The organism is Siccibacter colletis, assembly GCF_025914095.1.
Classification (GTDB): Bacteria; Pseudomonadota; Gammaproteobacteria; order Enterobacterales; family Enterobacteriaceae; genus Siccibacter; species Siccibacter colletis.
Genome location: NZ_CP074352.1, coordinates 2,925,635 through 2,944,783, shown reverse-complemented (window position 1 = coordinate 2,944,783; position 19,149 = coordinate 2,925,635). Strand labels below are relative to the sequence as shown.

At 58.7% G+C, this 19,149-nt stretch carries 19 protein-coding genes and 1 pseudogene; 11 read left to right on the top strand and 9 right to left on the bottom strand.

The annotated features are described in order from the left end of the window. Positions 1-26: 26 nt before the first annotated feature. Together arsC and bepA are read right to left on the bottom strand one after the other, a co-directional pair. The gene (gene arsC, locus KFZ77_RS14205) at positions 27-383 is read right to left on the bottom strand and encodes an arsenate reductase (glutaredoxin) (protein WP_264384561.1); all 357 of its coding nucleotides are present in this window, start codon (positions 381-383) and stop codon (positions 27-29) included. A 9-nt stretch (positions 384-392) separates the two neighbouring features. Continuing rightward, complete coding sequence (bepA, locus tag KFZ77_RS14200) at positions 393-1,856, bottom strand: beta-barrel assembly-enhancing protease (protein ID WP_264384560.1); 1,464 nt, start codon at positions 1,854-1,856, stop codon at positions 393-395. A 231-nt stretch (positions 1,857-2,087) separates the two neighbouring features. On the opposite strand from bepA, the gene KFZ77_RS14195 reads away from it, so the two are divergent. Next, on the top strand, positions 2,088-3,152 hold the full coding sequence (locus KFZ77_RS14195; RefSeq protein WP_031520375.1) for an AI-2E family transporter: 1,065 nt from the start codon (positions 2,088-2,090) through the stop codon (positions 3,150-3,152). A gap of 49 nt (positions 3,153-3,201) precedes the next feature. Here the strand turns inward: KFZ77_RS14195 and bcp are convergent, their stop codons facing one another. Together bcp and KFZ77_RS14185 are read right to left on the bottom strand one after the other, a co-directional pair. Further along, positions 3,202-3,672, bottom strand: coding sequence for a thioredoxin-dependent thiol peroxidase (bcp, locus tag KFZ77_RS14190; protein WP_264384559.1), 471 nt, complete (start codon positions 3,670-3,672; stop codon positions 3,202-3,204). A 26-nt stretch (positions 3,673-3,698) separates the two neighbouring features. Further along, complete coding sequence (locus tag KFZ77_RS14185; RefSeq protein ID WP_031520379.1) at positions 3,699-4,244, bottom strand: glycine cleavage system transcriptional repressor; 546 nt, start codon at positions 4,242-4,244, stop codon at positions 3,699-3,701. Positions 4,245-4,391: 147 nt separating this feature from the next. On the opposite strand from KFZ77_RS14185, the gene dapA reads away from it, so the two are divergent. The 7 genes and pseudogenes from dapA (at position 4,392) to ypfH (ending at position 11,208) form a co-directional block, all read left to right on the top strand. Beyond that, the gene (dapA, locus tag KFZ77_RS14180) at positions 4,392-5,270 is read left to right on the top strand and encodes a 4-hydroxy-tetrahydrodipicolinate synthase (protein ID WP_031520381.1); all 879 of its coding nucleotides are present in this window, start codon (positions 4,392-4,394) and stop codon (positions 5,268-5,270) included. A 16-nt stretch (positions 5,271-5,286) separates the two neighbouring features. Then, positions 5,287-6,321 carry an outer membrane protein assembly factor BamC gene (gene bamC / locus KFZ77_RS14175; protein ID WP_264384558.1) on the top strand — a complete coding sequence of 345 codons (1,035 nt, stop codon included), beginning with the start codon at positions 5,287-5,289 and terminating at the stop codon, positions 6,319-6,321. A 128-nt stretch (positions 6,322-6,449) separates the two neighbouring features. Continuing rightward, positions 6,450-7,163 (top strand): phosphoribosylaminoimidazolesuccinocarboxamide synthase, encoded by a 714-nt coding sequence (gene purC, locus KFZ77_RS14170; RefSeq protein ID WP_031520385.1) that lies wholly within the window; start codon positions 6,450-6,452, stop codon positions 7,161-7,163. A gap of 54 nt (positions 7,164-7,217) precedes the next feature. Then, positions 7,218-7,433 carry a hypothetical protein gene (locus KFZ77_RS14165; RefSeq protein ID WP_264384557.1) on the top strand — a complete coding sequence of 72 codons (216 nt, stop codon included), beginning with the start codon at positions 7,218-7,220 and terminating at the stop codon, positions 7,431-7,433. A gap of 105 nt (positions 7,434-7,538) precedes the next feature. Then, positions 7,539-8,408: a KPN_02809 family neutral zinc metallopeptidase gene (gene ypfJ, locus KFZ77_RS14160; protein ID WP_031520391.1), complete on the top strand. Its 870-nt coding sequence runs from the start codon at positions 7,539-7,541 to the stop codon at positions 8,406-8,408. A gap of 12 nt (positions 8,409-8,420) precedes the next feature. Next, positions 8,421-10,433 carry a tRNA(Met) cytidine acetyltransferase TmcA gene (locus KFZ77_RS14155; RefSeq protein WP_264384556.1) on the top strand — a complete coding sequence of 671 codons (2,013 nt, stop codon included), beginning with the start codon at positions 8,421-8,423 and terminating at the stop codon, positions 10,431-10,433. Positions 10,434-10,510: 77 nt separating this feature from the next. Continuing rightward, positions 10,511-11,208: pseudogene (gene ypfH / locus KFZ77_RS14150) on the top strand (esterase). 47 nt (positions 11,209-11,255) lie between these two features. On the opposite strand, the gene KFZ77_RS14145 reads toward ypfH, so the two are convergent. The 4 genes from KFZ77_RS14145 to KFZ77_RS14130 all read right to left on the bottom strand — a co-directional run bounded on the left by KFZ77_RS14145 (position 11,256) and on the right by KFZ77_RS14130 (position 13,500). Further along, entirely contained in the window at positions 11,256-11,447 is a 192-nt protein-coding gene (locus KFZ77_RS14145) for a YpfN family protein (protein ID WP_031520397.1), read from the bottom strand. Between the two features lie 27 nt (positions 11,448-11,474). Continuing rightward, complete coding sequence (gene dapE, locus KFZ77_RS14140) at positions 11,475-12,602, bottom strand: succinyl-diaminopimelate desuccinylase (protein ID WP_264384555.1); 1,128 nt, start codon at positions 12,600-12,602, stop codon at positions 11,475-11,477. Positions 12,603-12,606: 4 nt separating this feature from the next. After that, positions 12,607-12,963: an ArsC family reductase gene (locus KFZ77_RS14135; RefSeq protein ID WP_264384554.1), complete on the bottom strand. Its 357-nt coding sequence runs from the start codon at positions 12,961-12,963 to the stop codon at positions 12,607-12,609. Between the two features lie 102 nt (positions 12,964-13,065). Then, a complete protein-coding gene (locus KFZ77_RS14130) occupies positions 13,066-13,500 on the bottom strand; it encodes a GNAT family N-acetyltransferase (RefSeq protein ID WP_264384553.1) in 435 nt (144 codons plus the stop codon). Between the two features lie 185 nt (positions 13,501-13,685). Between KFZ77_RS14130 and ypfM the strand changes: the two genes are divergently transcribed. After that, positions 13,686-13,745: a protein YpfM gene (ypfM, locus tag KFZ77_RS14125; protein ID WP_106877467.1), complete on the top strand. Its 60-nt coding sequence runs from the start codon at positions 13,686-13,688 to the stop codon at positions 13,743-13,745. Positions 13,746-13,844: 99 nt separating this feature from the next. On the opposite strand, the gene acrD is transcribed toward ypfM, so the two are convergent. Beyond that, complete coding sequence (gene acrD / locus KFZ77_RS14120; protein WP_264384552.1) at positions 13,845-16,961, bottom strand: multidrug efflux RND transporter permease AcrD; 3,117 nt, start codon at positions 16,959-16,961, stop codon at positions 13,845-13,847. A gap of 394 nt (positions 16,962-17,355) precedes the next feature. On the opposite strand from acrD, the gene nudK reads away from it, so the two are divergent. Then, positions 17,356-17,931: a GDP-mannose pyrophosphatase NudK gene (gene nudK, locus KFZ77_RS14115; protein ID WP_264384551.1), complete on the top strand. Its 576-nt coding sequence runs from the start codon at positions 17,356-17,358 to the stop codon at positions 17,929-17,931. A gap of 117 nt (positions 17,932-18,048) precedes the next feature. Further along, positions 18,049-19,089 (top strand): DUF1176 domain-containing protein, encoded by a 1,041-nt coding sequence (locus tag KFZ77_RS14110; RefSeq protein ID WP_264384550.1) that lies wholly within the window; start codon positions 18,049-18,051, stop codon positions 19,087-19,089. The last annotated feature ends 60 nt before the right edge of the window (positions 19,090-19,149 follow it).

Genomic DNA, 19,149 nt, shown 5'->3' with positions numbered 1-19,149 from the left:
TAACGCCCTCGCAGGGAGGGCGTTGGTTACAGGATCTCAAGCACCTGCTCGGGCGGACGTCCGAGTCGCGCCTTATCTCCTGCCACGACAATCGGGCGTTCAATCAGTTTTGGGTTTTCTGTCATGGCAGCGATCAGATCCGTTTCGTTCAGGGATGCATCCGCCAGGTTGAGGGTTTTATACAGCTCTTCTTTGGTGCGCATCAGTTCACGCGCGCTGGCGAAACCAAGCTTGTGCAGCAGCCCCTTCAGCGTCGCCGCATCCGGCGGCGTCTCCAGATAAAGCACCACCTGCGGCTCCACGCCTTTGTCTTTCAGCAGGGCGAGCGTCTCACGGCTTTTTGAGCAGCGCGGGTTGTGATAGAGGGTAATCGTCTCTGACATGGTTATTCCTTACATCTTTTCATAGGGCTTGAAGCGCTGCTGCAGCTGGCGCAGCTGGTCAATGCGCGCATCGTAGCGCGCCTGTTGCAGGCTGCCGGTTTTAACCTGGCTGCTGGCGCTGCTGAGCAGGGAGATTGCCTGATCGAGACGACCCGTCAGGGACAGCACTTCCGCGCGGGCGGCCAGCTCCTGATCGCGGCTGTTAAGCGCTGCCTGCGCCTGCGCCAGCAGATCCCAGCCGTTGGTGTCTTCTTTATTCGCAAACGTATAGCGGTTAAGGATCTTCACCGCCTCGGCCGGCTGGCTGTTTTCCAGATACGCATTGGCGAGGTTGAGCTGCAGCACCGGATTATTGCGCAGGTCCGGCGCATTTTTCAGACGGTTGATGGCGTCGCTGGCCCGGTTAAGGCCAAGGTCGATGTCGGTCGCAAGGTCAAGATACCAGGCGTTGGCCGGGCTGGCGTTCAGCAGCGGCTGCAGTAGCGTTTTCGCTTCGGCGAAGTTTTTTGCTTCCATTGCCTGTAGCGCGCGCCCGTAACGGGCGGCGTGCTGCTCGCGCACGTTGCCTTTCGCCAGCGCATCCAGCAGGTCGCTGGTGAGCTGATTGCGGCCCGACTTATACATGCCGAGGGCACGCACCTTCGCCATATAGAAATCTTCTGAGGATTGCGCGACAACGGAACGCATCTGGTTGGCGCGGTTGCGGGCATCCGAGAGGCGGCTTTCCGGCAGGGGGTGAGTCAGCAGGATCTCCGGCGGACGGCTGGAGTAGCGCGCCTGATCGAGCAGCTTTTCCAGGAACGTCGGCATCGCCTGTGGATCGAAGCCCGAGCGCTGCAGCACCTGAATGCCGATGCGATCCGCTTCCTGTTCGTTTTGCTGGGTGAAGCTGATCATGCCCTGCTGGGTGCCGGCCAGTGTACCGGTCAGGGCTGCCATCCCCGCCTGCGGGCTGGCCATCGCCAGCAGAATCGAGCCGAGCGCGCCGACCCAGGTCAGGGGCGCGCTGCGTTTTTGATCTTCCATCGCACGCGCCAGGTGACGCTGGGTGACGTGGGAGATTTCGTGCGCCATCACCGAGGCGAGCTGGCTTTCATTGTCGGCATAGCGAAACAGCGCCGAGTGCAGCACCACATTGCCACCGAAGAAGGCGAAGGCGTTTATTTCGTCATTATTGATGAGCGAGAAGTGGAACGGCGTGCGCACCGAGTTTGCATGGCTTACCAGCCGCATCCCCAGCTTGTTGACGTACTGCACCAGCAGCGGATCGTTGATCAATGGCGCACTACCGCGCAGCTGGCGCATGTAGTAGTCACCCATCTGCAGCTCCTGTCCGATGGAGAGCGTGCTGCCCGCTGAGGTGCCCATGTCAGGCAGGTCGTCGGTGGTATCGGCCCAGGCGGGCGCCACCTGGGCGGCCATCAGGGTCGTTATGAGGGTCGCAACCAGCGTTTTTCTCAACTGCCTGAACATAACCTCTATCCTGTATCAATCAAATCAACATTTTGACCGGGCCGGCGCGGTTTCGTTCCGCATAATACCGGGCGCTCTCGGAGTGTAGCGGGTCAAAGACGATTTATAAAAACGATATTTACCGGGCCTGCTCTTTTCTGAACGCGGCTCGAAAAAGCGAAGTCTTTTCTGTCACATTTCGCTACACTTCCAGCCCTGTTTTGCCTTCCATCACCTTGTCAGGGACGGGTTATGCTTGAAATGTTAATGCAGTGGTATCGTCGCAGGTTCAGCGATCCTGAAGCGATAGCGCTGCTGGTTATTCTGGTTGCCGGATTTTGTATCCTCTTTTTCCTGCATGGGCTGCTGGCACCGCTGCTGGTGGCAATTGTCCTCGCTTATTTACTGGAGTGGCCTACCGCCCGGCTGGAGCGTCTCGGCTGCTCGCGGACGCTGGCCGCCTCGCTGGTGCTGATCCTGTTCGTTGGCATTCTGCTGATGCTGCTGCTGGTCGTGGCTCCGGTCGCCTGGCAGCAGGGCATCTATTTGATCCGCGACATGCCAGGCATGCTCAATAAGCTCTCCGATTTCGCCGCCACCCTACCGAAACGCTATCCGGCGTTGATGGATGCCGGCATCATCGATGCGATGGCGGAGAATATGCGCACCCGCATGATGGGGCTGGGCGACTCGGTGGTGAAATATTCCCTGGCGTCGCTGGTCGGTCTGCTGACGCTGGCGATTTACCTGATCCTCGTGCCGCTGATGGTGTTCTTCCTGGTGAAGGACAAAGAACAGATGCTGAGCGCCGTGCGCCGCGTTCTGCCGCGCAATCGCGGGCTGGCCGGACAGGTGTGGGTCGAGATGAACCAGCAGATCACCAACTATATTCGCGGCAAGGTGCTGGAGATGGTGGTGGTGGGCGTCGCCACCTGGATTGGTTTTGTGCTGTTCGGCCTGAACTACTCGCTGCTGCTGGCGGTGCTGGTGGGCATTTCAGTACTCATCCCTTACATCGGCGCCTTTGTGGTGACTATTCCGGTCGTGGGCGTGGCGCTGTTCCAGTTCGGGCTCGGCCCGGAGTTCTGGAGCTGCATGGCGGTTTACCTGATTATCCAGGCGCTGGACGGAAACCTGCTGGTGCCGGTGCTGTTCTCCGAAGCGGTGAACCTGCATCCGCTGGTGATCATTCTCTCGGTGGTGATTTTCGGTGGGCTGTGGGGGTTCTGGGGCGTATTCTTCGCGATCCCGCTGGCGACGCTGGTGAAGGCGGTGGTACACGCCTGGCCCGACGGGCTGTCGATAGAAGAGCGCTAAAAGAAAAGCCGACGTAAGTCGGCTTTTTTGTCTGTGTTACAGCGTAAACTCAGGCGTTCGCTTTCACCCAGTCCAGCACGATATCGTGGTGGTTGCTGGTTTTGAAATTGTCGAACACATGCTCTACCACGCCGTCAGGACCAATCAGGAAGCTGATGCGGTGGATGCCGTCATAGGTTTTGCCCATAAAGGACTTTTCGCCCCAGACGCCAAACTGCTGGCAGACGCTGTGGTCTTCATCGGAGAGCAGCGTGAAGTTGAGCAGCTCTTTTTCGGCGAAGCGCGAGAGCTTTTCCGGTTTGTCGGTGCTGATACCCAGCACTTCGACACCGGCTTTTTTCAAATCGTCCATGTTATCGCGCAGGCCGCACGCCTGAACGGTGCAACCTGGGGTCATGGCCTTGGGATAGAAATAAACCAGAACGCGCTGTCCCTGGAAGTCGGCCAAATTTACTTGTTCACCATCCTGATCGGGCAAGCTAAATTTCGGTGCGATGTCACCGGCTTTCAGTGAATTCATTACTCCTCTCCATCCTGTTCGTCGTGCTACGGGTAGTTCACTACGCTAATAGTGCCTTGCGCGTTGAGTTCTGTACATAGTGCTTTGAACGCCTGCTCGATTATTGATGCGTCGGACGAGGCCGGGCTGTGAGCGGTGATTTGAATAAAAAGCTGCGGCGGCGTGTCCGCTTTTGCCGGCTGGGTGCGCGACACCAGTTCGGCGATGTTCATGCCGTGAGCGTCAAACAATGCGGTGAAACGCTCAATCAAATGCGGCGAGTCGGGCACTTCTACCTGCACCCAGACGGTTTCCGGCATCATGGCGCGAGCCTGGCCGGTGGTACGCTTCATCACGATGAGCAACTCCAGCTCGGCGCCTTTCAGCGGCAGGGTGGATTCGATCATGGTGATCGCGTTCCAGCTTCCCGACAGCAACATGATGAAGGTGAACTCCTCACCCAGCATCGCCAGCCGACTATCCTCAATATTACAACCGCAGCTGCTCACGTGACGCGTGATGGTATTAACGATTCCTGGGCGGTCTGCGCCCAGTGCGGTAATGACAAGAAAATGCTGAGCTGATGCAGTCAAACCTGAACTTCCTGTGATTCGGTGAGGTAATCCTAAGGAAAGCATAAAAAAATCATCGGTACAACAGCCCCGGCGATGCCTCGTCGCTTGCTTTTACCGGGGCACCAAACGTACCATTGGGATTATTGTCTGCACAGAGGATGGCCCATGTTCACGGGAAGTATTGTCGCGCTTATCACACCGATGGATGACAAAGGTAATGTCTGCCGGTCAAGCCTGAAAAAGCTGGTTGAGTATCATATTGCCAACGGGACGTCGGCGATTGTTTCGGTAGGGACCACGGGTGAATCGGCGACGCTCAGCCACGACGAGCATGGCGATGTGGTAATGATGACGCTGGAACTGGCTGACGGACGTATTCCTGTCATCGCCGGCACCGGCGCGAATGCCACCTCTGAGGCCATTAGCCTGACGCAGCGCTTCAACGACAGCGGTATTGCCGGCTGCCTGACCGTCACGCCGTACTATAATCGTCCTACTCAGGAAGGCCTGTTCCAGCACTTCAAAGCCATCGCGGAACACACCGATCTGCCGCAGATTCTGTATAATGTGCCGTCCCGTACCGGGTGCGATATGCTGCCGGAGACCGTTGGCCGCCTGGCGAAAGTAAAAAATATTGTCGGTATTAAAGAAGCCACCGGGAACTTAACCCGCGTTCATCAGATCAAAGAGCTGGTCGAAGACGACTTCGTGCTGCTCAGCGGTGATGACGCCAGCGCGCTGGACTTCATGCAGCTCGGCGGTCATGGGGTGATTTCCGTCACTACCAACGTCGCCGCGCGTGATATGGCGGACATGTGCCGTCTGGCTGCCGCAGGGCAGTTCAACGAGGCACGCATCATCAATCAGCGCCTGATGCCGCTTCACCATAAATTGTTTGTCGAACCCAATCCGATCCCGGCGAAATGGGCCTGTAAGGAGTTGGGACTTGTGGCGACCGACACGCTGCGTCTGCCAATGACACCGATCACCGACGCAGGTCGTGACGCGGTTGCCAGTGCGCTTAAGTTTGCCGGTTTGCTGTAAAGTTTAGGGAGATTTGATGGCTTATTCAGTTCAGAAGTCGCGTGTAGCAAAGGTCGCTAGCGTTTCATTAATTATGTTGCTGGCTGCCTGCAGTTCCGATTCACGCTACAAGCGTCAGGTCAGCGGAGACGAGTCCTATCTGGATGCGCAGCCGCTGGCGGAGCTTCATGCACCCGCCGGGATGATCCTGCCGGTCGAAAACGGTAACTACAACATTCCAGTGACCAACGGCAGCGGCGCTGTCGGCAAGGCGCTGGATATTCGTCCGCCTGCACAGCCGCTGGCGCTGGTGACCGGCGCACGCACCCAGTTTACCGGTGATACCGCCACGCTGCTGGTTGAAAGCGGCCGTTCTGGCTCGCTGTGGCCGCAGGTTGTCTCCGTATTGCAGGGGCAGAATTATGCCATCGACAAACGTGACGACGCCGCGCAGACCCTGACCACCGACTGGGTGCAGTGGAACCGTGCCGACGAAGACGAACAGTATCGTGGCCGCTACCAGGTTTCCGTGAAGCCGCAGGGCTATCAGCAGGCAATCGTGGTTAAACTGTTGAATCTTGAGCAGTCCGGCAAGCCGGTTGCGGATGCCGCTTCCCTGCAGCGCTACAGCGCGCAGATGCTGAACGTTATCGCTGCGGATCTGGATAAAACCCAGGCTGCCGCTCAGGCCGCGCAGGAAAACCGTTCCGCTTCCGACCTTGATGTTCAGAGCGGTGCCGATGATGTCGGCCTGCCGGTGTTGATCGTCCGTGGTCCGTTCAATGTTGTCTGGAGCCGTCTGCCCGCAGCGCTTGAGAAAGTCGGCATGAAAGTGACCGATACGGCCCGCTCACAGGGTAACATCGCCGTAACCTACAAGCCGCTGTCCGACAGCGACTGGCAGGAGCTGGGCGCGCGCGATCCGGAGCTGCTGGCTGGCGACTACAAGCTTCAGGTTGGCGACCTCGATAACCGCAGCAGCCTGCAGTTCATCGACCCGAAAGGCCATACCCTTACGCAGTCGCAGAACGACGCGCTGGTTGCCGCTTTCCAGGCCGCATTCAGCAAGTAATACCTCAGGCCGGACGCGTCCGGCCTTTTTTTATCCTGTCTACGCAAACGTGTGCGTAGGCACGTAAGCCGAATTTACGCATTAATTATCAGGCCGCGCAGCGGTCACCACACCTGGAGTAATTGAAGATGCAAAAGCAAGCTGAGTTGTATCGTGGCAAAGCGAAAACCGTATACAGCACGGAAAACCCGGATCTGTTGGTGCTCGAATTCCGCAATGATACGTCAGCAGGAGACGGTGCGCGCATTGAGCAGTTCGACCGTAAAGGGATGGTGAACAACAAGTTTAACCACTTCATCATGACGAAACTGCAGGAAGCGGGCATTCCGACCCAGCTTGAAGCGCTGCTGTCCGACACCGAATCGCTGGTGAAGAAGCTGGAGATGGTGCCGGTGGAGTGCGTGATCCGCAACCGCGCCGCCGGGTCGCTGGTGAAGCGTCTGGGTACCGAAGAGGGGATTGAGCTCAGCCCGCCGCTGTTCGATATGTTCCTGAAGAATGATGAGCTGCACGACCCGATGGTGAACGAATCCTACTGCGAGACCTTCGGCTGGGTGAGCAAAGAGAATCTGGCGCGCATGAAGGAACTGACCTATCGCGCGAACGAGGTGCTGTTTAAGCTGTTCGACGACGCCGGGCTGATTCTGGTGGACTTCAAGCTGGAGTTCGGCCTGTTCAAAGGTGAAGTGGTGCTGGGCGACGAGTTCTCCCCGGACGGCGCACGCCTGTGGGACAAACAGACCATGGATAAAATGGACAAAGACCGTTTCCGTCAGAGCCTCGGCGGCCTGATTGAAGCTTACGAGGAAGTGGCGCGTCGTCTGGGCGTAAACCTCGACTGATAGTCCACTTTGCCGTATCTGAGCCGGGGCGGACTTTCCGCACCCGGCTTTTTTTTGCCTTTATTCCTTTTCACGCAGCCAGGCCGCGACATCAGCCACTTCAGGCGTAAACGTAGCGTTAAAGTGCTGGGAGAGTACTGCGGCCAGCTCACCGGCCTCGGGAAAGAGATGTTGCTGGCTATGCTGCCGCTGTGGAACTGGATCATCAGCAATAGCGCCGCTTTCAGGGCATCGCGCGAAGCCCACGAGCAACGTCACGGCGCAGCGTGAGCGTAATTGATGCGTGCGCATGCAGTATGGGCAGGAATGAGATGGTAATCCGCGCGTTAACCACCTACGATCTATACATAAAAACAAATCGTGAAGAGGTTAATTATGCGTTGGCAAGGTCGTCGCGAAAGCGACAACGTAGAGGACAGACGTAACGCCCGCGGGCCGGCGATGGGAGGGCGCGGTGTCCGCCTGCCGCGAGGGAAAGGCGGCATCGTGCTGCTGCTGGTCGTGGTGGTGGCCGGGTATTACGGCGTCGATCTCACTTCGCTGCTCACCGGCGAACAGCCGGTCTCCCAGCAGAGTACGCAGCGCTCCATCAGCCCGAACGAGGACGAGGCGGCGAAGTTTACGTCGGTGATCCTCGCGACTACCGAAGAGAGCTGGGGCCAGCAGTTTGAGAAGATGGGCCGCACCTATCAGCAGCCGAAGCTGGTGATGTATCGCGGCTCCACCCGCACCGGCTGCGGCAACGGCCAGTCCATCATGGGGCCGTTCTACTGCCCGGCAGACAGCACCGTCTACATCGATCTCTCATTCTATGACGAGATGAAGCGCAAGCTTGGTGCGGGCGGCGACTTCGCCCAGGGCTATGTGATTGCCCATGAGGTCGGTCACCACGTGCAGAAGCTGCTCGGCATCGAACCAAAAGTGCGTCAGCTGCAGCAGAATGCCAGCGAAGCGGAAGCTAACAAGCTGTCGGTGAGCATGGAGCTGCAGGCCGACTGCTTTGCGGGCGTATGGGGTAAAACCATGCAGCAGCAGGGCGTGCTGGAGTCCGGCGACCTGGAAGAGGCGCTGAACGCTGCTGAAGCCATTGGCGATGACCGCCTGCAGCAGCAGAGCCAGGGCCGGGTGGTCCCGGAGAAATTTACCCACGGCACGTCTGAACAGCGTTACACCTGGTTCAAACGCGGTTTCGACAGTGGCGACCCCGCCCAGTGCAACACCTTTGGTAATGACGTGCGTCTGTGATCCCCTCCTGCGATGACTAATTTGTCTGCCTTTACCGCCGCGCTGGCCCGAACGGGTCAGCGTCGTGTGCTGGTGCTTGAGGGTGATGACGCCTGGACAGAAACGCAGCTGGCACGTCTCTCCGCCGCGTTACCCGGCGACTGGCTAACGGTAAGTGAGCGCCCACAAGGAGAGCAGCACTTCCTGCCAGCCGCGGTTCGCACGCTGCTGGGCCGGGAGTTTACCCACGCCGTGTTTGATGCCCGGGACGGTTTTGCCGCCGACGCGCTGGCGGCGCTGGCAGGTACGCTGCGCGCCGGCAGCTGGCTGGTGCTGCTCACTCCGCCGTGGCAGCGCTGGGCCGCGCAGCCGGATAACGACAGCCGACGCTGGAGCGACAGGCCGGAACCCATTCCCACCCCGCATTTCGTCCGCCATTTTATCGCCTGTTGTCTGGAGGACGACGCCGTCCTGCACTGGCGGCAGGGTGAGCCGTTTCAGTTACCCACGCCGCCGGACGGCCCGGCGTGGTGCATGGCCTCGGGAGAACCCGAGCGCGAGCAGCAGCAGGTGCTGGATGCGTTGCTGTCCCTCCCGCGGGGCACAGCGGTAGTTACCGCCCCGCGCGGACGCGGCAAGTCGGCACTGGCCGGGATGCTGGTGCGCCGCTGGCCGGGCGCGGTGTTGGTGACCGCACCGGCTAAAGCCGCCACGATGGTACTGGCGCAGCATGCCGGAGAAGGCTTTCAGTTTATCGCCCCGGATGCGCTGGTCGCTGCCCTGCAACAGAACACGTTAGCTGGATATGACTGGCTCATTATTGATGAAGCTGCCGCCATTCCTGGGCCGCTGCTGCGCAGGTTGCTGGCCGGTTTCCCGCGCGTGCTGCTGGTCACCACGGTGCAGGGCTACGAAGGCACCGGGCGCGGTTTCATGCTGAAATTCTGTGCCAGCGTGCCGGGGCTGCGCACCTTCAGCCTCGAACAACCGGTGCGCTGGGCGCGGTACGATGCGCTGGAGCGCTTTATCGCTGCGCTACTGCTGTTTGATGACGACGATTTTCGCCTGCGGCCTGCTGGGGAATGCCGCATCGCCCCCCTGACGCAGCGGGCGTGGCGTGATAACCCCGGTCATATCGCAGCGCTCTATCGCCTGCTTTCCGGGGCGCACTACCGCACCTCACCGCTCGACCTGCGGCGTATGATGGACGCGCCTGGGCAGCGTTTTGCTCAGGCGCTGGCGGGCGAACGCCCGGCGGGCGAACGTCCGGCGGGCGCGCTGTGGCTGGTAGAGGAGGGCGGTCTGAGTACCGCGCTGAGTGCCGCCGTGTGGGCTGGATTTCGCCGGCCGCGCGGCAACCTGGTCGCGCAGTCGCTGGCGGCGCACGGCGGAAGCCCCGATGCCGCAACGCTGCGCGGGCTACGCATCAGCCGTATTGCGGTGCATCCGGCGCGACAGCGGGAGGGTATCGGCGCGCAGCTGATCGCATGGGCGCAGGCGAACGCGCATCCTGATTGTGATTATCTCTCCGTCAGCTTCGGATACACCCCTGAGCTGTGGCGCTTCTGGCAGCGCTGCGGCTTTACGCTGGTGCGTTTCGGTAGCCATCGGGAAGCGAGCAGCGGATGTTATACCGCAATGGCACTCCTGCCGTTGAGCGCAGCCGGACACGCGCTGGCCGGGCATGAACACCAGCGGCTGCGCCGGGATGCCACATGGCTCCAGCCGTGGATCGACGAGGAACTGCCGGTCATTCCCTCACACCAGGCTACCCTTAATGATGAGGACTGGCGCGAGCTGGCGGGATTTGCCTTTGCGCATCGCCCGCCGGAGGCCTGCATCGGCAGCCTGAACCGGTTGCTGCTGGCCGCTGACCTGGCCTTACCCGCGCTGCGTCGCTGGTTTAGCGGGCAGCAGCAGGGCGAAGAGGGCCGAAAAGCACAGGTGAAACAGCTTCGGCAGGAGGTGGGCCTGGCGCTTGCCAGCCTCGATCCCGAGCGCGGCAAAGCGTTACAGAGCAACATCGCCGCACTGCAATTTTTTTAACTGAGTCATTCAGTTAACTGGCATGGTCATTGAGATTACCCGGCGTAGACTGTTGCTCAGTACCTGAGGAGGCGGTAATGAAACATGACCACGTAGTAGTACAAAGCCCGGACGTTCCCCCCAGACAGCTGCTGCTGCTGTTTCACGGCGTGGGCGATAACCCGGTATCCATGAGCGAAATCGGCCGCTGGTTTGCGCCGCATTTCCCGGCTGCGCTGGTGGTCAGCGTCGGCGGTCCGGCACCCAGCGGGCCTGAACCTGGGCGAGAGTGTTTTCCGTGCAGGGCGTAACGGAGGAGAACCGTCAGGCGCGCATCGATGAGATTATGCCGCGCTTTGTCGAGACGGTACGCTACTGGCAGCGCCAGAGTGGATTAACCGGTGCGGCGACGGCGCTGATCGGATTTTCCCAGGGCGCCATCATGGCACTGGAAAGCACGCAGGCGGAGCCTGACCTGGCGTCGCGCGTTATCGCCTTCAACGGGCGTTTCGCTCGCGTGCCGGCGCAGGCATCGACCGGTGTTACCGTGCACTTTATCCACGGCGGTGAAGACCGGGTAATTGAGCTGGCTCATGCCGCAGATGCTGCCGAAGCGCTGGTTCAACTGGGTGGGGACGTTACGCTGGATATCATTGACGATCTGGGCCACGCCATTGATGAGCGCAGTATGGAGCGCGCCATTGAGCACCTGCGCTTTACCGTGCCGAAGCGCTACTTCGATGAGGCGTTAAGCGGCGGTAAGCCGAAAGATGACGATATCATTGAACTGCTGTAGCTCGTAAACGCACCGATAAAAAAAGCCCTCGCAGGAGGGCTTTTTTATTACGGCTTTTTCTTCGGCCAGTCGTCTTCGTCATCCCACTTATCGTTGAAATCACGATGCGGCGGCAGCTCTGGTTTGTTGGCGAGAAATTTTTTGTGATCGACGCGTTTCAAATCTTTAATCACGTTGATCAGCACCCCGACCATAAACACGATCACCAGTACCCACCAGTATTTTGCCAGCAGTTCCATGCGCTTATCCTCTTTACGTGGCAGTCGTCAGGCGACGAGCTGCTCCATGATACGTTGATACATCCGGGCCAGCAGTTGCAGATCGGCGGCGTTTACGCACTCGTTGATCTTATGAATCGTCGCGTTGACCGGCCCGAGCTCCACCACCTGCGCACCCATACGCGCAATAAAGCGGCCGTCTGACGTGCCGCCAGTGGTTAACAGCTGCGGTTTAATTTCATTATAGTGCGCAACCGCGTTCACCACCGCATCCACCAGCTTGCCGCGCGAGGTCAGGAATGGCTGACCGGAGAGCCACCAGTCGAGGGTATAGCGCAGCTGGTGCTTTTCCAGCAGCGCAATGACCCGGGATTTGATCATCTCGTCGGTCAGTTCCGTACTGAAGCGGAAGTTAAACTGTACGAACAGGTCGCCGGGGATGACGTTGTTGCTGCCGGTACCCGCCTTGATATTGGCAATCTGCATGCTGGTTGCCGGGAAGAAGTCGTTGCCCTGATCCCACTCAATGGCGACCAGCTCGTTGAGCATTGGCGCGGCGCGGTGCACCGGGTTATCCGCCAGATGCGGATAGGCGACGTGACCCTGCACGCCGTGAATGGTCAGGTTGCAGGTCAGCGAGCCGCGGCGACCGTTTTTTACCACGTCGCCCACCACTTCGGTACTGGATGGCTCGCCCACCAGGCAGTAGTCGAGGCGTTCGTTGCGGGCCATCAGCGCTTCCACCACCTTTACGGTGCCGTTCTGCGCGCTGGCTTCTTCATCGGAGGTAATCAGGAAGGCGAGACGGCCTTTGTGATTCGGGTGCTGGGCCACAAAACGCTCGGCGGCAACCACCATCGCGGCCAGCGAGCCTTTCATATCCGCCGCGCCGCGACCAAATAGCATGCCGTCGCGAATGGTAGGTTCGAACGGCGGGTTGATCCAGCGATCGGCATCCCCCGGCGGCACCACATCGGTATGGCCGGCAAACGCCAGCGTTTCACCCTGACCGCGCCATGCCCAGACGTTCTGCGTATCGCCAAAGTCCATCGCTTCGATGGTAAAACCAGCGGCGCGCAGTCGCTCGGTGAGCAGCGCCTGGCAACCTGCATCATCGGGGCTCAGGGAAGGGCGACGAATAAGCTGTTGCGTCAGCTCAATGACCGGGCAAGACATAGCACTACACCTCGTTGAAATACTGCTGATAGTTATTTTCATTGAAACCAAGCAGCATAGGCTTACCGGGCGCACAGAGCAATGGGCGTTTGATGATTGCCGGCATCGTCAGCATCAGCGCAGCGGCGGCAGAGGCGTTGGTAATGCCGTTGCGGGTCGCCTCATCCAGCTTGCGCCAGGTGGTGCCGCGGGTGTTGAGCAGCGCTTCGTAGCCCAGCTCGTCAATAAACCCCTGCAACAGCGCCGGCGTCAGGCCATCGGCGCGGTAGTCGTGAAAGCGATACTCTACCCCGGCATTTTCCAGCCAGCGGCGCGCTTTTTTGATGGTGTCGCAGTTCTTGATGCCGTACATCACAACCATAAATGAATCCTTTTGATAAAAAGTGCAAAAAATCGTTCAGTTTTTTAGAATGCTAATCATGATAACTAAAAGTGCGCTAAATATAACCCGGAGACAGGCGGCTTATTCAAGAATATAGCCCTGCTCGCGCATGGATAATAAGGACTCCGGACTGCTCGCTACCATTCCAGTGGTCAGCAGTGAAAACTGGTAGTTTTTATAAAACTCGACCTTATCGCAAACTGAATAGATAAAGACTTTACCAAAGGGTAATAGCGTACGGCTAATTTCATTCATCAGCTGTGCACCGTAACCACGACCCTGATAATCGGGATCGATCACCACGTCGGCGAGGTAGCTGGCCCAGGTTAAATCGCTGATTGCTCTGGCCGTGGCGATAAGCCTGTCCCCCTCATAGCCGTACCAGCAGAAGGTGCTGTGACGATACGCCTGGGCCAGCAGTTGCGGATCGCGGGCGTTCAGGCCGCCTCGCTCGATAAGCAGCGCCAGCGCACGCCAGTCCGGTTCCGGACAATTCTCTTTGGTCAGCAACTGCATCTTCAATACCCTCTCAGCGGCGAAAAATTAATATAAATGCTTGTTGGCTGTCACAGTCATTGCATAAAAAATAGCGGAAAATAGCCTCCAGCAACCCAGCATAGCGCGGTTGTACACTGGTTAAAATATCTTCACTTTGTAAATATATTCTCGTATAATTCTAATAAGAATACGAAGAGGTTGTTATGATTGAACACGAAATGGGGAACTGGAAAGATTTTATCGAAGCCATGCTTCGTAAATAACCTCCAGTAAGAAAAGCAAGAGCACGATGTTCTTAAATTAAAACAGTGCGATTCATCGCATGAGAATAAAGGCGGCTAATTAATAGCCGCCTTTTTTGTTCAGTTTTGCTGATGGTCGCTAAGCGGGAAGCGGCGGCGCACCAGGACAAAGAACAGCGGCACGAAGAAGATCGCCAGCACCGTTGCCGAAATCATTCCGCCCATAACCCCGGTTCCCACCGCATGCTGGCTGCCGGAGCCTGCGCCACTGCTGGTGGCCATCGGCAGCACGCCGAAGACGAACGCCAGCGAGGTCATCAGGATAGGACGCAGGCGCTGACGACAGGCCTCCAGCGTCGCCGCCAGCAACTCCTGCCCCCGGGCGTTAGCATCATTGGCGAACTCCACAATCAGAATGGCGTTCTTCGCCGATAAGCCAATCACCGTCAGCAGCCCCACCTGGAAATAGACGTCATTCTCCAGGCCGCGCATCCAGGTTGCCAGCAGCGCGCCAATGACCCCCAGCGGCACCACCAGCATCACCGAGAACGGCACCGACCAGCTCTCATACAGGGCGGCCAGGCAGAGGAAGACCACCAGCAGCGACAGGGCGTACAGCGCCGGTGCCTGCGCGCCGGAAAGCCGTTCCTGATACGACATCGCGGTCCACTCCAGCCCGAAATTGCCCGGCAGCTGGCTGACCAGATTCTCCATCACGTCCATCGCGGTACCGGTGCTGACGCCGGGCGCGGCTTCGCCGACAATCTGCAGCGCGGCATAGCCGTTGTAGCGCTCCAGCCGGGGCGAACCGGTTTCCCAGTGCGAAGTGGCAAAGGCCGAGAACGGCACCATCCCGCCCTGATTATTACGCACGTACCAGCGGGTGATATCGTCCGGCAGCATGCGGTATTTCGCTGCCGCCTGCACATAGACCTTTTTCACGCGCCCGCGATCCATAAAGTCGTTCACATAGCTGGAACCCCAGGCGGTTTGCAGCGTGTCGTTGATGTCATCTATCGATACGCCCAGCGCGCGCGCTTTACGCTGGTCGATGTCAATTTGCAGCTGTGGGCTGTCATCCAGACCGTTGTGGCGCACCCGGGTCAGCGACGCGTTATCGCCTGCCAGCGCCAGCAGACGGTCGCGCGCCGCCATCAGCGCATCGTGCCCGGCCCCGGCGTGATCCTGAAGCTCCATGTCGAAACCGGCGGAGCTGCCAAGCCCGCTGATGGCCGGCGGGCTGCTGGCAAACACCCGCGCTTCCTTGATTGCGCTGAATGCCTGAGTGGCGCGCTCAATAATGGCGAAGGAGGTGCCGGTGGTGGCGTCGCGATCGTCCCAGTCTTTCAGGCGCACAAACATCCGCGCCACGTTCTGACCATTGCCGCCAGGTCCGGAACCGATGGTGGCGAACACCGAGGTGACGTTATCTTTCTCATGGGTGAAGTAGTACTGCTCGATCTGCTGCACCACTTTCAGCGTTTGCTGCTGGGTAGCGCCGCTGGGCAGCTGTACCGAGGTGGTAAACATGCCGCGATCCTCTTGCGGCAAAAATGAGGTAGGCAGACGCAGGAACAGAAACACCATTCCGCCCAGCAGCAGGCCGTAGATAATAATCCAGCGCAGGCTGCGGTTGAGGATCTTCGCCACGCCGCGCTCGTAGCGCGCCGCGCTGCGGTTGAACAGGCGGTTGAAGGCACCGAAGAAGCCTTTCTGGCCGTGCTGCTCGCCTTTATGCAGCGGCTTGAGCAGCGTGGCGCACAGCGCCGGGGTGAGGATCATCGCCACCAGCACCGAGAGCACCATCGCAGCGACGATAGTGATGGAGAACTGGCGATAAATAGCCCCGGTGGTGCCGCCGAAGAAGGCCATTGGTACAAATACTGCTGACAGCACCAGCGCAATCCCGACCAATGCCCCCTGGATCTGGCCCATCGATTTACGCGTTGCCTCTTTGGGCGAAAGTCCCTCTTCGCTCATGATGCGCTCGACGTTTTCCACCACCACGATGGCATCATCCACCAGCAGACCGATAGCCAGCACCATCGCAAACATGGTCAGGGTATTAATGCTGTAGCCAAAAGCGTAGAGGGTGGCAAAGGTGCCGAGCAGTACCACCGGCACCGCAATGGTGGGGATCAGCGTGGCGCGGAAGTTCTGCAGGAACAGGTACATTACCAGGAATACCAGCAGCACCGCTTCAAGCAGGGTTTTTACCACATCGGTAATAGAGGCTTTAACGAACGAGGTGGTCTCATAGGCCACCTTATACTCCAGCCCGTGCGGGAAGTAGGCCGCCAGCTCATCGAGCCGCTTCAGCACCGCTTCCGCCGTCGCCATTTCGTTGGCCCCCGAGGCGAGCTTGACCCCCAGTCCGGAAGCGGCATGACCGTTATAGCGGCTGAGGTAGTCATATTTTTCCGCCCCCATCTCAACCTGAGCGACGTCGCCCAGCGTTACTTCCGACCCGTCCTGGTTGACGCGCAGCGTGATAGCGCGGAACTGTTCCGGGGTTTGCAGCAGCGACTGGGCGTTGATGGTCGCGTTCAGCGCCTGGTTATCTACCGATGGCGTACCGCCGAGCTGGCCGACCGCAATCTGGGCGTTTTGCGATGAGATGGCGTCGGTGACATCCTGCGTAGTGAGCTGATAGCTGTTAAGTTTGTTGGGATCGAGCCAGATGCGCATTGAGTAGGGCGAGCCGTAGGCATCGATATCCCCGACGCCGCTGACGCGGCTGAGCGGATCCTGAATGTTACTCGCCACGTAGTCGGCGATATCCTGCTTATCCATGCGCCCGTCGGTGGAGACGAACGCGATGGTCAGGATGTTGGTGTCCCCGGTTTTACGTACCGTCACGCCCTGATTCTGCACCGCCTGAGGCAGCTTGCGCATCGCGGACTGCAGCTGGTTCTGCACCTGCTGCACCGCTTCATCCGGGTCGGTGCCCGCCTGAAAGCTCAGGGTCACTGTCATCTGCCCGGTGCTGCTGCTCTGAGAGGACATATACATCAGGTTATCCAGCCCGGTCATATTCTGTTCAATGACCTGGGTAACGGTATTTTCCAGCGTCTGCGCCGATGCGCCCGGATAGTTAGCGGAAATGCGTACGTTAGGCGGCGCGAGATCGGGATATTGCTCCACCGGTAGCGAAAAAATTGCCATGCTTCCGCCCAGGCACAGCAGGATCGCTAATACCCAGGCAAATATCGGGCGATCGATAAAGAAATTCGCCATTAAATAAAGACCTCTGGATAAGTCGTTTCGTTATTATTGGTAGCCGCCATCACTGTAGCCGCTAACGGATCATCAAACGTGGAGAAAATAAGGAGATAATGTAAATTATCCTGCCGCTTTCAGGCGGTACGCTGTTATTTTAATCTAACAAATACAATGGTTTAACAAACGCAGTGCATCACCCTCACTGCTGCAACGTTCTGTTTTCATCACGGTTTATTTTTTGTCCCGCACGATGACGTTGGCTTTCCTGGCGCGGCGCGCGTCTTTAGCCTGGCGCAAAACCGCGCTGCGGCGGCGGCTCTTTACGTTTATTTAATCAGAGGCCGTGTTCAGGACATCCCGTGTCGAAGCGCGTAGAATACGCGCCGGAGCTGTGATTAATGGAGTCGCTATGCCGCTTAAAATTGACGTTATTAAAGATAAAATCCTGTCAGACAACTACTTCATCCTGCGCAACGTTACTTACGATTTAACGCGTAACGACGGGGAAGTGGTGCGCCATAAGCGCGAGGTTTACGACCGTGGCAACGGCGCGACCATTATGCTGTACAACCGCGACAAGAAAACCGTGGTGCTGACGCGTCAGTTCCGCGTCGCCACCTGGGTTAACGGCAATAAAGATGGCATGCTGATTGAAGCCTGTGCTGGCCTGCTGGATGCCGACGAACCTGAAGCCTGCGCGCGTAAAGAGGCCATTGAAGAGACCGGTTTTCAGGTCGGTGCGGTGGAGAAATTGTTCGAGCTGTATATGTCACCCGGCGGCGTGACCGAGCTTATTCATTTCTTTATGGCGGAATATGACGACTCGCACCGGACATGGGCGGGCGGCGGCGTGGAGGATGAGGATATCGACGTGCTGGAGATACCCTTTACCGAGGCGCTGGAAAAAGTCGCCAGCGGCGAGATCCGCGATGGCAAAACGGTGATTTTACTGCAGCAGCTTCAGCTGCGCGGCGTGATGGCCTGACTCACACCTCTTAAGTTGCATTCAAAATAAATCTATCCGATAAATCCGATTGAGCACAGCCGGGCGGCAACCGAAGATACGCGCCAGGCTGTTTCTTCTTCCGGGGTTTTTCTGTCCATGCACTATCGCATCCTTATGCTTCTCCTGGGGCTGTTTCTGGTATCAGCGGCTCAGGCTGCACCCGCGCAGAAGCGTTTCGATGACTGGCAGGTGACCTGTAACAATCAGAACTTCTGCGTAGCGCGCAACGTTGGCGATCATAAAGGTCTGGTCATGAGCCTGACCCGCAGCGCGGGCGCGCATGTTGACGTCAGCCTGCGTATCGATCTCGGCACGCTGGACAATGCTGCCGATAAAGCGCCGCCGGTAGCCGATCGTATGTTGCTTGACGGCGAGCCGCTGCCGCTCTCCACCGGAAAATGGCAGATTACCCCGCATCACCTGCGCACGGACGATCCCGCCACCGTCAACGATTTCCTTGCCCGCATTCAGGAAGCCCGGATCATTGCGCTGCGCGGTGGCGACAACGTGATTTCGCTGGTGGGTCTGAAGGCCGCGCTGCTGTTTGTTGACGCTCAGCAAAAGCGCGTTGGCAATGAAACGGCATGGATTAAGAAGGGCAACCAGCCGCCGCTGAGCGTCCCGCCCGCGCCGGCATTAAAAGCGGTGACCATCACCAACCCAACGCCTACGCCGCTCAGCGCCGAGGAGCGCAGTGCGCTGCTGGATTACGGCAGCTGGCGCATGAACAACAGCCAGTGCTCGCTGGACCCTGAACGGCGTACAGTTCGCGTATCGGCGCTCAGCGATGACAAGGCACTGATGCTTATCAGCTGCGAAGCGGGGGCGTACAACACCGTGGATTTGGCCTGGCTGGTGTCGCGCCACAAACCGTTCGCATCGCGCCAGATTCGACTGCGCCTGCCGTTCACACCGGCCAGCGGTAGCCCGGACATGGAACTGATGAATGCCAGCTTCGATGAAAAGAACAAAGAGCTGATTACCCTGGCGAAAGGGCGCGGTATTGGTGACTGTGGCTACGCAACCCGCTGGCGCTTTGACGGCCAGCGCTTCCGCCTGGTGCGCTACGCCGAAGAGCCGACCTGCGACAACTGGCTCAGCCCCGACGCCTGGCCCACGCTGTGGGTAACGAAATAAAATAATCGTCAGTCAGGGCGGGTAAGCCTGAGCCTGCCATGTCGATTTTCAACGGTGGGT

Coding starts and splice junctions, on each gene's coding strand:
- arsC (WP_264384561.1), bottom strand. CDS start 383: ATGTCAGAGACGATTACCCTCTATCACAACCCGCGCTGCTCAAAAAGC.
- bepA (WP_264384560.1), bottom strand. CDS start 1,856: ATGTTCAGGCAGTTGAGAAAAACGCTGGTTGCGACCCTCATAACGACC.
- KFZ77_RS14195 (WP_031520375.1), top strand. CDS start 2,088: ATGCTTGAAATGTTAATGCAGTGGTATCGTCGCAGGTTCAGCGATCCT.
- bcp (WP_264384559.1), bottom strand. CDS start 3,672: ATGAATTCACTGAAAGCCGGTGACATCGCACCGAAATTTAGCTTGCCC.
- dapA (WP_031520381.1), top strand. CDS start 4,392: ATGTTCACGGGAAGTATTGTCGCGCTTATCACACCGATGGATGACAAA.
- bamC (WP_264384558.1), top strand. CDS start 5,287: ATGGCTTATTCAGTTCAGAAGTCGCGTGTAGCAAAGGTCGCTAGCGTT.
- purC (WP_031520385.1), top strand. CDS start 6,450: ATGCAAAAGCAAGCTGAGTTGTATCGTGGCAAAGCGAAAACCGTATAC.
- ypfJ (WP_031520391.1), top strand. CDS start 7,539: ATGCGTTGGCAAGGTCGTCGCGAAAGCGACAACGTAGAGGACAGACGT.
- KFZ77_RS14155 (WP_264384556.1), top strand. CDS start 8,421: ATGACTAATTTGTCTGCCTTTACCGCCGCGCTGGCCCGAACGGGTCAG.
- KFZ77_RS14145 (WP_031520397.1), bottom strand. CDS start 11,447: ATGGAACTGCTGGCAAAATACTGGTGGGTACTGGTGATCGTGTTTATG.
- dapE (WP_264384555.1), bottom strand. CDS start 12,602: ATGTCTTGCCCGGTCATTGAGCTGACGCAACAGCTTATTCGTCGCCCT.
- KFZ77_RS14135 (WP_264384554.1), bottom strand. CDS start 12,963: ATGGTTGTGATGTACGGCATCAAGAACTGCGACACCATCAAAAAAGCG.
- KFZ77_RS14130 (WP_264384553.1), bottom strand. CDS start 13,500: ATGCAGTTGCTGACCAAAGAGAATTGTCCGGAACCGGACTGGCGTGCG.
- acrD (WP_264384552.1), bottom strand. CDS start 16,961: ATGGCGAATTTCTTTATCGATCGCCCGATATTTGCCTGGGTATTAGCG.
- nudK (WP_264384551.1), top strand. CDS start 17,356: ATGCCGCTTAAAATTGACGTTATTAAAGATAAAATCCTGTCAGACAAC.
- KFZ77_RS14110 (WP_264384550.1), top strand. CDS start 18,049: ATGCACTATCGCATCCTTATGCTTCTCCTGGGGCTGTTTCTGGTATCA.